Consider the following 12236-nt stretch of genomic DNA (forward strand, 5'->3'; position numbering starts at 1 on the left):
TCGTCCGTCACAGTCGCGATGGCCACCGATGCAATCGAGTCGTTACATTCGCCGGATTCGTCGTGTTGCCGGAGTTGCGGTTCGCGCGATGGGCTTCCGACGAACCCAGAATGCCGCCCAGGAGCTGATCACGACGGCGAACACGGTGACCTGCGCGGCCACCATGGCGGTGTCCGGATAGAGGACTCCGGTCAGATAGTGATCGATGAATCCCTCTGCCGGCAGGGCGGCCATTCCGGCTGCGTCGCGTGCCCGGCGTTCCAGCCAGGTCAACGGGCACTCGACAACACTGGTGACCATCACGACCGCCCAACCGACCGTGAGCAGGTGCGGCCAGATGGTGCGCGGGAATCGGAGCGCAATCCACCCGCCGACGATCAGATACCCGACGAACAGCAGATGGAGAGCCACCGCGATTCCGACGACGACGTTGTACACGGGACATCTCCTGCTGCTTCGTCACACCTCTCCGCATGTACAGGATGCGCGTTCCGCGCCTCATCCGCACCAAGGACTCGAGACCGATCTGCACGCCGAGTTGGCCATGATCGTTCGGGTGACTTACGATCTCCCGCATGCTCGACGATCTCGACGCCGCGTCGCGTGCGCAGGCCCGCCAGTTGGTGACCGAATTGGAGCGCGCGGCCGACGCCATCGTCGACGACCTCGAACGAGTTCCCCGTAGTGCCGCCGGCACCGCCGACAAGCGCGCCGAACTGTTCGAGGTGCGCAGGTACATCCAGCGCCTGCAGCAGCGATACCACCTCACCGCAGCCCAGAGCTGAACAGCGGACGGACAGCCACCCAAGGGTATCCGCAGGGGCCATCTGGTGGTCCGAAGTACGAAAGGCTCGGGCTCGTCGAATCGACCGCGCTCAAGCGTCGTGGTGCATCGTGATGTTGTGGGAGTCGGCCATACCGTTCGACCCGTTGAGCTCCGCGTTGGCCCGCCGCTCCACGAGAAGCGGCACGAAATCGCGCACACGGATGCCGTCGAAATGCCGGTACGCGGATTCGACCGCGGCGGCCACCGTCTCACTCGGACGATCGGAATAGGCCTCGATCAGTCGCTCCTGGACCTCGCCGATCTGCCGGCGTTCGTCGTCGTCCGTCACGGGACCAGCCTAGGAGTTCTCCTGCTCCACTACCGGGCAAAGCCGACTCTGTTCATGGACTGTTCATGGACCCGAGTCCGTTTATTGCTCGGGCCGGTATTCGCTCAGAACGCCGCGGGTACCCGGTTGAGCGCCAACGACGGGCTCTCGTACTCACCGACCGTGCGCTTGGGCAGCTTCACCTCTGGCGCCTCCAGCGGCGCATACGGCACGACGTCGAGCAGATGGGTGATGATGTCGAGCCGACCGCGTTTCTTGTCGTCGGTGTTGGCCACGTACCACGGCGCCCAGCCGGTGTCGGTGTAGCGGAACATGTCGTCACGGGCGCGCGAGTAGTCGTCCCAGTGCGTGTAGGACTTCAGATCCATCGGTGACAGTTTCCAGTACTTACGCGGGTCGTCGATGCGGCTCTGGAGGCGAAGTGTCTGCTGTTCCTCGCTCACCTCGAGCCAGTACTTGATCAGCAGAATGCCCGACCGGACCATCGCACGCTCGAATTCCGGTGCGTCGGCGAGGAACTGCTGCGCCTGCTCCTCGGTACAGAAACCCATGACCCTTTCGACGCCGGCGCGGTTGTACCAACTCCGGTCGAAGATCACGACCTCCCCTGCCGCCGGGAGATGCGGCACATAGCGCTGCATGTACATCTGCGACTTCTCGCGCTCGGTAGGGGTCGGCAAGGCCACGACGCGGAACACCCGCGGACTGACACGTTCGGTGAGCGACTTGATCACCCCGCCTTTGCCGGCGGTGTCGCGGCCCTCGAACACGATGCACACTTTCGCTCCGGTCGACCGCACCCATTCCTGCATGGCGACGAGCTCGGCGTGCAGCGGCTTGAGATGCTTGCGGAACTCCTTGTTCGTCATCAACGGGTTCGTCTTCAGCGGGTCGGTGACCGGGTCACCGGACTGCCCGTGCTTCTTCGACTTGCCGACCTTGTCGCCCATCGGACGACCCTATCTCGTTGCGCTTGGTCAGTGTTCGAGCACTGCTTTGAGAAAGGCGCGGGTCCGCTCCTCGTGGGGATCGGTGAAGATCTGCTCGGGGCCGCCTTCCTCGACGATGCGGCCCTGGTCGAAGACGAGCACACGGTCGGCGACGTCGCGGGCGAATCCCATCTCGTGCGTCACGATCAGCATCGTGATGTCGGTGGTATCGGCGATCCTGCGCAGCACTTCGAGAACGTCGGACACGAGCTCCGGGTCCAGCGCCGACGTCACCTCGTCGAGCAGCAGGATGTCGGGGTCCATCGCCAGTGCTCGGGCGATCGCCACCCGTTGTTGCTGACCACCGGACAGCTTCGTCGGATGGGCATTCTCCTTGTCCTGCAGGCCGACCGTCGCCAGCAGCTCGCGGGCACGGGCGATCGCGTCCGCCTTGCTCTTGCCCTGCACATGGATCGGCGCCTCGGTGATGTTCTGCAGCACAGTCATGTTGGGGAAGAGGTTGAACTGCTGGAAGACCATCCCGATCTTGGACCGCACCATGCGCAGATGCTTCTCCGATGCCTTCACCAGCTTGTCGCCCTTGTACTGATGGGTCAGCGGCTCTCCCTCCACCCAGATCACGCCGTCATTGGCGTCCTCGAGGGTCATGAGGAGCCGGAGGATGGTGGTCTTACCCGACCCGCTGGGCCCGATGAGTGCGACCCGCTCTCCCCGTCCGACACGGAAATCGAGATGGTCGAGCACCACGTGGTCACCGAACTTCTTGACCACCTTGTCGAACACGATCATCGAGTCGGACACGGCTTGATCAGACGAGACCTGATCGGGCCTGCTCTGGTCGGGCACGGGGTCAGTAGGCAAGGGACTTCTCCAGCTTTCGGATCAAGATGGACGTGGGGTAGCTGGCGATCAGGAAGATGACGCCGGCGATCGTGATCGGCTCCAGGTACTGGAAAGTGCGCGCGCCGTACTGCTGTGCCGCGGTGACCATCTCGACCACCGTGATCGCGAACAGGAACGGCGTGTCCTTGAACATCGAGATCGCGTAATTGCCCAGTGCCGGAGTGGTGTTGCGGATCGCCTGCGGCAGAACCACGGCGCGCCATGTCCTTCCGGTCGGCAGTGACAGCGCATGCGCCGCCTCCCACTGTCCGCGTGGCACGGAGTCGATGCCCGCGCGATACACCTCGGCCATGTAGGTCGAGTAGTGGATGCCGAGCACCACGATGCCGATCTGCAGCGCAGAGAACTGCGGGAGCAGATAGTAGGCGAACAGCAGTTGCACCACCAGCGGTGTCAGCCTGATGAATTCGCAGATCATCCGAACGGGCACGGTCACGAACACCGGCCCGACCCGTCGGACGACTGCGATGGCCAGTCCGAGCACCGCCGCGATCAGGAAGCCCAGCACCGTGGCGATCAAGGTGATCTTGAAGCCCTCGAGCAGGATCGGCAGGCAGTCCCGGGCGCGTTCCCAACTCCAGTCGACGTTCATCGGCCCACCCCCACGTTCTCGTCGACGCGCTCGGGACGCAGACTGAGCACCTCACGCAGCGTCGGGCCGACACCGAGCCGCGACTTGGCCCGCATCTCCATCAGATTCATGACCAACGTCAGGATGTAGGCGAGACAGAAATACAGGACGAGTCCGATCCCGAACGAGAACAACGTGTCGCCGGTCCCTCGTCGCAGCTGCTCGATCTGGTATGTCAGGTCCTGTAGGAGGATGAAGCTGGCCAACGCGCTGCCCTTCAGCAGCTGGATCAGCAGGTTGTTCAGTGGCGGGATCATCTGGACCCAGGCCTGGGGGAAGATGACCCGATGTAGCCGCTGCCATGCCGAGAAGTTCAGGGCGATCGCGGCCTCGCGTTGCGGCGCGGGAATCGCTGCCAGCGATCCGCGCACGACCTCGGCGGCGTACGCCCCGTAGTTCAGGCCGAGCGCCAGGATGCCGCAGAACATCGGCTCCAGTTCGTAGCCGAACAGCGGGAGCACATAGAACAGCCAGAACAGCTGCACCAGCAGCGATGTGCCCCTGAAGAACTCGACGATGAATCGGGCGGTGCCGCGGATCGCGACCGGACGCGCGCCCTCGGCGACACCCAGGATGATCGCCAGCACGAAAGCCAGTGCCGCACCGCCGAGCGTCAGATAGACAGTGGTGAGGATGCCTTCCTGGATGCGTGGCCAGGCATCCAGGAAGGCCTCGAGGTTGTCACCCACGTGTGGTTACTCGTCGCCCCTCAGATGTTGCCCGCGCACAGATCCTCGGTGGTCAGTTCGGGGTCGGGCAGCTCTTCCTCGGTGAACCCGAACTCGCCGACGATGGACAGGTACTTCTCCGGGTCGGAGGTGATCTTCTCCAGTTCCGCGTTGTACGCGTCGAGAAGTTCCTGGTCGCCGGTCCGGAAAACAGTGCCACCCGCGCCGACCTGCGGCACCCCGTCGATCACGGCGACGAAGGACTCGGTGACGTCGACCGGGGCGTCGGGATTGTTGTTCTTCATCCAGTTCAGCGAGATACCGGTCAGTGCGAACACGTCGGCACGCCCTGAGGTCACCGCGTCCATGCCGTCCTGCGGGGTCGCCACCTGCATGCTCTCGATGTTGAGGCTCTCCGCGTAGTCGGATTCGATGGCGCCGGTCATGGTCGCCAGACGGGCGCCGCTGCCGGCCACCGACTGCATGTCGGTCAGGTTCATCGGATTGCCGGTGGGCACCATCAGCGCCGTCGTGTAGTTGAACTCGGGATCACTGAACGAGGCCTGCTCGCAGCGTTCGGGCAGGATCGACATTCCCGCGCTGACCACGTCGAATCGGTTGGCCTGCAGCCCCGGGATGAGCGCGCCGAAGTCGGCGTTCACTCCCTCGACCGTCTCGATTCCGAGGTTGCCGAAGATCTCTCGGTGCAGCGCGACAGTCGCGCCGGTCAATTGTCCGTTCTGCTCGAACGAATACGGTGCCTCACCTGCGAAGCCGACGGTCACCGCGCCCTCTTCCTGCAGCTGTTCCAGCAAGCTGGAATCACCGCCGGAATCGGTCGACGAACACGCCGCGAGGCTCGCACCCACCAGGACCGCGCAGGCCACCGTGCGAACGGATCGACGATGCAGAATTTTCTTCATCACTGACATGAACTCAGCCTTCCGGGACGAGCCGGGACGCACCCGCCGTGCAGGCCAGAGCCCATGCTCCGGTCTTGGAACCGACGCCCAACTTCTCCGCTTTGATCGCTTCGTTTGCCTTGTGAACGTAACACGAACTGTCGGGACCGCTCAGCGGACCTGACGGGAAGCAACCGACGGCCAACTTCGCAGCGCGGAGCCGTTGCGCAGCGAAACACCAAGTGCCGGAGCCTGAGTGACCACACCACCTCGTCTCGGTGAAACCACCTTGCTTTCAAAGCAAGGTGTACTCACCGAAGCGAGGTATGTGCGGCGAGTACTCCACAGCCGACTCGTCGTCGTGAGACCATGACAGCGGTCGGCCGATGGCCCGACCGCCGAGACCGAAGCGCGAGGTGACGACGCCGGTGAGCGATGACCCCGAGGTGGCCACCGTGGACGACGCGCTCGCGGCCGTCGACGAGGATCCGCACTACCTCTCCGGGCAGTTGCTGACCTATCTCGGCAACAAGCGGGCACTGCGCACGCAGATCGATCACGCAGCGCAGGTGGTGCAGTCGCGCCTCGGCCGGAAGCTGGTCATCCTGGATGCGTTCTCCGGCAGCGGATCGGTCTCCCGATTGCTGAAGGCGCGGGCAGCGAGGATCGTCGCGAACGACCTCGAATCGTATGCGCGGGTGATGAGTGAGTGTTTCCTGGCCAATCGGTCCGAGGTGGACACCGATCACCTCGCCGCCATCGTCGACGAGCTCAATGCGATTGTCGATCAGGGATATTCGGTCCACGGATTCGTCGAGAAGCTCTACGCCCCCGACGACGACCACCACATCCGCGCGGGCGAGCGAGTCTTCTACACCCGCGACAACGCCCGGCGGCTCGACGCGTACAGCACCCTCATCGGCGAACAGGACCCGGCCGTCCGGCCGTTACTGCTGGGCCCGTTGCTGTCGCGGGCATCCGTGCACGCCAACACATCCGGGGTCTTCAAGGGTTTCCACAAGGACAAGCTCACCGGGATCGGACGGTTCGGTGGCTCCGGCGAGGACGCCCTCCTGCGTATTCTCGGCACCATCCGGCTCGAGCCACCGGTACTCAGTCGGCACCACGCGGAGGCGACTGTCCTGCAGATGGACGCCAACGACCTGCCCGATCACCTCGGCCCGGTGGATCTCGCCTATCTCGACCCTCCGTACAACCAGCACCCGTACGGCTCCAACTACTTCATGCTGAATCTGCTGACGGACTACCGTCGGCCCACCGCGATCAGTCCGGTCTCCGGGATCCCGACCGACTGGAACCGGTCTCGGTACAACGTCCGCCGGGAGTCCGCCGACCTGATGCGGGATCTGGCGACATCATTGGACGCCCGGTTCCTGCTCGTGTCCTTCAGCGACGACGGCTTCATCGCGCCGGAGGAGATGATCGACATCCTCCGTTCGGTCGGTGAAATCACCGAATTCCGATTCCGGTACAACACCTTTCGTGGCTGCCGCAATCTGCGTGACCGCAGCGCCCACGTTACCGAGCATCTCTACCTCGTCGAGAGATCCTGACGACGCACGCCGCCCGGCTGCCCATTTCGCCACTCGGGCCCGCCCGGGTCTGCCAGAATCACCCCGGTGCGGATCGGGATGACCATGCCGGTGATGGAACCGTCACTGGATGTAGACATGTTGCGAACCTGGGCGACCGGCATCGACGACGGGCCGTTCTCGTCGCTGTGCTGGGGCGAACGCATCGCGTTCGACAACCCGGAGTGCCTGACCCTGCTCGGCGCGCTGTCGGCGTGGACGCAGCGGGTGCAGCTGGTGACCACCGTCGTGGTGCCCCAACTGCACGACCCGGTGATGCTGGCCAAGTCCCTGGCCACCGGCGACATGCTGTGCGGTGGCCGGTTGTCCGTCGGCCTGGGCGTCGGCGGTCGACACGAGGACTACCACGCGGTCGGTGCGGACCCGTCGACCCAGACGATGCGCGGCCTGGCCGAGCGTGCGGACATCCTGCGTCGCGTGTGGGCGGGCGAGAAGATCACCGAATCGGTCCTGCCCGTCGGTCCGCCGCCCGTCCGGCGCGGCGGTCCCGGGTTGCACATCGGTTCGACCGGACCGAAGACCATCCGCAGCGCCGCCGCGTGGGCGGACGGCGTCACCGGCGTCACGCTCGACCTCGATCTGGACAGGCAGAGTGAGCTTTTCGACGTTGCCCGGACCGCCTGGGCGGACGCCGGTGCTCGCCCGCCGCACCTCGCGACATCATTCTGGTTCGCCCTCGGTGACGGCGACGGCCCGCGTGAGCAGATCCACCGCCATCTGCGCCGCTACATGAACTGGATTCCGGCGGAGTTCGTCGACGCGATCGCCCCCACGACGGGATGGGCGGGGACCGACGCCGAACTCGTCGAGGTGCTCCGACGATTCGCCGCCATCGGCACCGACGAGGTGCACCTCATCCCGACCAGCTCCGACCCTGATCAGTTGCGACGGGCGGCCGAGGTTGTGGCCGAGTTCGTCTGATCGGTTGCCCCCTCGGCGAGCGATGCATCCAACGCCAGCAACTGATCTGGCCGTACCGCCCGCAACACCGCCAACGTGGCCGTCACGGCGATGTCGCACGCGATGTCGATGTCCGCGCTCTCCACGATCAGTGCCCGATAGCAGACGTCCAGGCTGATGCCGATCAGCAACGACGCCAACGTGTCCGCGCTGGCGTCGATCTCCGCACCCCGAGCGGCGTAGTTCTGCCGCAGGCGTTCGGCCACCCGCGGCTCGAGCGTCTTGTACAGCTGCCGACCGGGACCCTCGGACTCCTGTCGCCGACCGAGCAGCAACCGCAGCCCCTCGGGGTTGCGACGGGCATACTCGAACGTCGCCTCCACCGAGTGCTGGGCGCGGGCCCCGTACGACATGTCCTCGCTCTCGTCGTACGCCGCGACCATCCAGTCGGTGAAGCCGGCCAGCTCACGCGCGATCATCCGTTCCACCAAGGCGTCCCGCGACCCGAAATGCGCGTAGAGCGTCACCCTCGTGGTACCACCGCGCTCGGCGATCATGTCCATCGTCGACCGCTCCACGCCGAAATCTGCGACCACCGCGCGGGCTGCATCGAGCAACTGGTCGTCGGTGGGACGATTGCGGGTGTTGCGCGGGCGCGGACGACGGCGCGAACCGTCACCTCGTCCGGACTTGGTCACAGTGCGCTCCTGATGTCTCGTCGTGGCCGGGCGTCCCGGACCACGACGATCGTCGTCCCCAGGACACCGACCAGTGATGATTCCGTGCCGACCGGACGCCCGTCATTCCGGGTCGTCCGCACCACCCGATCGGCCGAAGTAGGCAGCCTCGACCCGGTCGCGGCCGGCCCGGAGTTCACGCGCCGACCCCGCCAGCGCAACCCTGCCATGATGCAGGACGACAGCGGAGTCCGCGATGCCGAGCGCCAGGTCGATGTGCTGCTCCACCAGCACGACAGCCATGTTCTGCTCGTCGGCGATGGCGCGCAGCCGGGGCAGCAGGTCCTGGACGAGGACGGGTGCCAGCCCCATGCTGAGCTCGTCGATCAGCAGGACGGACGGCCTGGTCAGCAACGCCTTGGCCAGCGCCAGCATCTGCTGCTCGCCGCCGGAGAGGTTGCCGCAGCGCCGGCCTCGGAGCGTCTGCAGTTTGGGGAAGTACTCGTAGACGACGTCGATGGGAGTGCCGCCCTTGCGGCGCGCGAGCCGGAGGTTATCGGTGACCGAGAGGCGGTGAAACAACCCGCGATTGTCGGGAACGAGGGTCACCCCGCGACGGGCGTTGCGCTCGACGCGGCTGTCGATGGGTGTGCCCATCGCGGTGATCGTTCCGGACATGACCGGCAGCGCCCCCACGGCAGAGAGCAGCGTCGTGGTCTTGCCGGCCCCGTTGGGCCCGAGCAACGCGAGGATCTCTCCCGGGTGCACGTCGATGCTCAGTTCGCGGACGGCGGGTACACCGAAGTGACCGACCGTGACCTTGTCGAACGACAGCACGGGTGCGGCGGGGCCGGAGCCCCCGGTGGTCGTGTCGTCGGAAACCGTCGGCGTGGTCATCGTGATTCCCCTCCGGTGTCGCCGGCGTCGGTGCCGGTGGTCGATGATTCCGTCGTGGGCGGCGTGCCTGCCTCGTTCGCCGACTCCGCGTGGGTGTCCGCCTCGACTTCGGCACTGCCGAGGTAGGCGGCCACCACAGCCGGGTCGTCCTGGATCTCCGTCGGGGTCCCCGAGGCGATCACCCGCCCGAAATCGAGCACGTACAGCCGGTCGCAGACGTCGAGGACCAACGACATGTCGTGGTCGATGAGGAGGATGCCCACACCGGTGGCGGCGATCCGTCGGAGTTCGTCTCCGAACGCCAGACTCTCGTGGGTGTCGAGACCGGCCGCCGGTTCGTCGAGCAGCACGAGCCGGGTGTCGCCGACCAACGCCCGTGCCACACCGACCAACTTCTGCTGACCGAGCGTCAGCTCGTCCGGGCGACGGTCCGCGACATCGGTCAGCCCGACGACGTCGAGAGCCTTCTCGACGACGCCTGCGGCCGGCCGCGAGCCGTTGAGCACGTCGGTGACCAACGCGCGCAACCCCACTCGCTGAACTGCGACGGCGAGATTCTGTTCGACGGTCAGGTCGGCGAAGAGCTCGCCGGCCTGCCAGGTGCGGGCCATGCCGACTCGCCGCCGGCGATGTGGGGAGGCCCGGTCGATCCGTTGTCCGGACACCAGCACCTCGCCACTGGACTTCGCGAATCCGGTGACCGCGTCGACGAAGGTCGTCTTGCCGGCGCCGTTCGGTCCGATGAGGCCCACGATCTCGCCGGCGCCGACGGTGATGTCGATGTCGGCGTTGGCGGTGACACCGCCGTAGTGGACCGAGAGACCGCGCGTCTGCAACAGGAGTTCGGCGTCGGCGCTGATCGTGGTGTCGGTCATCGCGTCAGGCATTGAGTCCCGCCTTCGAGGTCGTCGGTGTGACAAGCGATGTGGACGTTCCACCGTCGTCGTCCGTGGTGGCTGTGGCATGGCCGCGCCGGGCCCGCAGCTTGTCACCGAGTTCGGTGAACGCACCGGCGATGCCCACCGGGTTCAGGATGGCCGCCAGCAGCAGTCCGGCAGCGGCGATGATCTCGTAGTACTCCCCCAGGTTCAGTGTCTGGTTGAGGAAGACGTAGCCGACGCCGAGTGGTCCGACGATGCCGGCGATGAACGCACCGGACACCGAGGTGATGCCGCCGACATAGGTCATCGCGAGCAGGACCAGGCCCACCATGACGGTGAACGAGCCTGCCGACAATTGGCCGCGGCTGTATCCGATCAGGCAGCCGCCGATCCCGGCCAGGAACGCCGAGAGCGCGAATCCGAGCAGCTTGGTGGAGGCCACGTTGATCCCGACCGCGGCCGCGGCCCGCTCGTTCGAACGCACCGCCAAGAAGGCCCGTCCCGTGGAGCCTGCCATGAATCGCATGACGATCAGCGTCGCGATCGTGACGACGACGAGCACCAGCAGCGAGAACCTGATGGTCACCAGGTTCGTGCCGTCTCGCACACCCAAGTCGAGACCGAAGAGCGACGGGTCGGTGATCAGATTGCCTTCGTACGCGGTGATTCCGGGATTGTTGAACACGAACCCCTGGATCGCGATCGCCGCCGCCAGGGTCACGACGGCCAACTGCGCGCCACGGATGCGCAACGCGGGAACACCGACGAGAATGCCGAATCCCGTGGCGATCAATGCGGCGAGCAACATGTCGATCGGGAACGGCACATTCCAGTTGACCGTCAGCTTCGACAGCGCGAATCCCGCGGCTCCGGCAAAAGCCATGGAGGCCAACGAAATCTGTCCCAGGTATCCGGTCAGCAAGACCAGCGACAGCGCGATCAGGGCGAGGATGATCGACGTCACGACACCGAATCGCCACGTACCGTCGGTCAGCAGGATGGCTGCGACCACCACAGCGAGCACGGCGATCGTAGGGATCGGCCGGATCTGCGGAATCCGCACCGCCGGCATCTTCACCTCGCCGAGCGAACCGCGTGACGGTATCCGGCCGCCCATCAGGAACAGCGCGACGACGATGATGACAAATGGCACCGCGTCGCCCAGACCGGCCTGGGCCCAGTCCGGCCACCAGTCCTTGGTCGTCAGCCAGGTGATGACGGCCTGGAAGGAACCGAGCGCAAGCCCGGCGGCGCAGGCGATCCCGAACGAGGTGAGTCGACCCAGCAGCGCAACCGCGAGCGCCGGGATCACGTAGAACGTGTAGTTGGTCAGGTTGAGGCCGATGGTGAAGGAGGCGAGCACGGCGATCAATCCCGTTGCCGCACCGGTGATCACCCAGACGATGGCCGCCAACCGGTCCGGCGAGTAGCCGACGAGTCGGGCGGCGAGCTCGTCCTCGGCTCCGGCGCGGGTCGCGACGCCGAGTCGGGTGAGCCGGAAGTACGCCCAGAACAGGGCGGCGATGACGATCGCGATTCCGGCCAGGATGAGGTCGGAGACGTTGATGACCGCACCGGCGAACTCGACGGTGTCGTCGGGCAGAATCCGCAGGGCCAGCAGGTCGTCGGTGTCGAAACGGAGGTGGACCAGCGCCTGGATGAAGAGCATCAGGCCGACCGAGGCGACCACCTGCGCCAGCACCGGCGCCTGCCGCAGCGGCCGGAACACCAGGTAGTGCGCGATGATCGCCCACACGATCGCGGATGCGACGCCGATGATGAGGGCGGGCCACATCATCACCGGACTGTCTTCACTGCCGATGGGGATTCGGCCGATCGGGAGGACGAGATCCCCCGAGGTGCGCAGGGCGGCAACGGTGTAGACCGCCCAGAGGCCGAGCGCACCTTGCGCGAAGTTGATGATGCCCGTCGCCGCGTAGACCCCGACCAACGACGACGCCAGCACGGCGTAGACCGCTCCGACGGCGAGACCGAGAAAGGCGAACTGCAGGAACTGACCCATACCGAACCTAACGATCGATGCGCTCGAGAGCGCGTGGTGGAAGCCGGTGACGGGTCGGGGGGGGGGGGGGGCGGGG

The 12236-nt window shown here is 65.8% G+C and carries 14 protein-coding genes; 3 read left to right on the forward strand and 11 right to left on the reverse strand.

The window, feature by feature from the left end:
• Window positions 1-42: 42 nt before the first annotated feature.
• Window positions 43-438 (reverse strand): DUF2784 domain-containing protein, encoded by a 396-nt coding sequence (locus V1Y59_RS22120; protein ID WP_330507197.1) that lies wholly within the window; start codon window positions 436-438, stop codon window positions 43-45.
• 137 nt (window positions 439-575) lie between these two features.
• Between V1Y59_RS22120 and V1Y59_RS22125 the strand changes: the two genes are divergently transcribed.
• Window positions 576-785, forward strand: coding sequence for a hypothetical protein (locus V1Y59_RS22125; protein ID WP_330507198.1), 210 nt, complete (start codon window positions 576-578; stop codon window positions 783-785).
• A gap of 90 nt (window positions 786-875) precedes the next feature.
• Here V1Y59_RS22125 and V1Y59_RS22130 read toward each other — a convergent pair whose 3' ends face one another.
• The 6 genes from V1Y59_RS22130 to V1Y59_RS22155 form a co-directional block, all read right to left on the reverse strand.
• Window positions 876-1115: a three-helix bundle dimerization domain-containing protein gene (locus V1Y59_RS22130; RefSeq protein ID WP_330507199.1), complete on the reverse strand. Its 240-nt coding sequence runs from the start codon at window positions 1113-1115 to the stop codon at window positions 876-878.
• 104 nt (window positions 1116-1219) lie between these two features.
• Window positions 1220-2065: a polyphosphate kinase 2 gene (ppk2, locus tag V1Y59_RS22135; RefSeq protein ID WP_431309271.1), complete on the reverse strand. Its 846-nt coding sequence runs from the start codon at window positions 2063-2065 to the stop codon at window positions 1220-1222.
• 27 nt (window positions 2066-2092) lie between these two features.
• Window positions 2093-2854, reverse strand: a complete 762-nt coding sequence (gene ehuA / locus V1Y59_RS22140) for an ectoine/hydroxyectoine ABC transporter ATP-binding protein EhuA (RefSeq protein ID WP_330433728.1) — start codon at window positions 2852-2854, stop codon at window positions 2093-2095.
• Between the two features lie 61 nt (window positions 2855-2915).
• Entirely contained in the window at window positions 2916-3560 is a 645-nt protein-coding gene (gene ehuD / locus V1Y59_RS22145; RefSeq protein ID WP_330507200.1) for an ectoine/hydroxyectoine ABC transporter permease subunit EhuD, read from the reverse strand.
• Complete coding sequence (gene ehuC / locus V1Y59_RS22150; RefSeq protein ID WP_330507201.1) at window positions 3557-4288, reverse strand: ectoine/hydroxyectoine ABC transporter permease subunit EhuC; 732 nt, start codon at window positions 4286-4288, stop codon at window positions 3557-3559. Before ehuC ends, ehuD begins: the two co-directional genes overlap by 4 nt.
• Before the next feature lie 20 nt (window positions 4289-4308).
• Complete coding sequence (locus V1Y59_RS22155; RefSeq protein WP_431309273.1) at window positions 4309-5190, reverse strand: ectoine/hydroxyectoine ABC transporter substrate-binding protein EhuB; 882 nt, start codon at window positions 5188-5190, stop codon at window positions 4309-4311.
• A 407-nt stretch (window positions 5191-5597) separates the two neighbouring features.
• On the opposite strand from V1Y59_RS22155, the gene V1Y59_RS22160 reads away from it, so the two are divergent.
• The gene (locus V1Y59_RS22160) at window positions 5598-6743 is read left to right on the forward strand and encodes a DNA adenine methylase (protein WP_330507203.1); all 1146 of its coding nucleotides are present in this window, start codon (window positions 5598-5600) and stop codon (window positions 6741-6743) included.
• Between the two features lie 78 nt (window positions 6744-6821).
• Window positions 6822-7703, forward strand: coding sequence for an LLM class flavin-dependent oxidoreductase (locus V1Y59_RS22165; protein ID WP_330507211.1), 882 nt, complete (start codon window positions 6822-6824; stop codon window positions 7701-7703).
• Here the strand turns inward: V1Y59_RS22165 and V1Y59_RS22170 are convergent.
• The 4 genes from V1Y59_RS22170 to V1Y59_RS22185 form a co-directional block, all read right to left on the reverse strand.
• On the reverse strand, window positions 7661-8380 hold the full coding sequence (locus V1Y59_RS22170; RefSeq protein WP_330507204.1) for a TetR/AcrR family transcriptional regulator: 720 nt from the start codon (window positions 8378-8380) through the stop codon (window positions 7661-7663). The genes V1Y59_RS22165 and V1Y59_RS22170 overlap by 43 nt on opposite strands.
• A 102-nt stretch (window positions 8381-8482) precedes the next feature.
• Window positions 8483-9256: an ABC transporter ATP-binding protein gene (locus V1Y59_RS22175; protein WP_330507205.1), complete on the reverse strand. Its 774-nt coding sequence runs from the start codon at window positions 9254-9256 to the stop codon at window positions 8483-8485.
• Window positions 9253-10131 carry an ABC transporter ATP-binding protein gene (locus tag V1Y59_RS22180; RefSeq protein ID WP_330507212.1) on the reverse strand — a complete coding sequence of 293 codons (879 nt, stop codon included), beginning with the start codon at window positions 10129-10131 and terminating at the stop codon, window positions 9253-9255. Before V1Y59_RS22180 ends, V1Y59_RS22175 begins: the two co-directional genes overlap by 4 nt.
• A gap of 4 nt (window positions 10132-10135) precedes the next feature.
• Window positions 10136-12160: an ABC transporter permease gene (locus V1Y59_RS22185; RefSeq protein ID WP_330507213.1), complete on the reverse strand. Its 2025-nt coding sequence runs from the start codon at window positions 12158-12160 to the stop codon at window positions 10136-10138.
• Window positions 12161-12236 lie beyond the last annotated feature (76 nt).

The organism is Gordonia prachuapensis (genome assembly GCF_036350515.1).
GTDB classification, from domain to species: domain Bacteria; phylum Actinomycetota; class Actinomycetes; order Mycobacteriales; family Mycobacteriaceae; genus Gordonia; species Gordonia prachuapensis.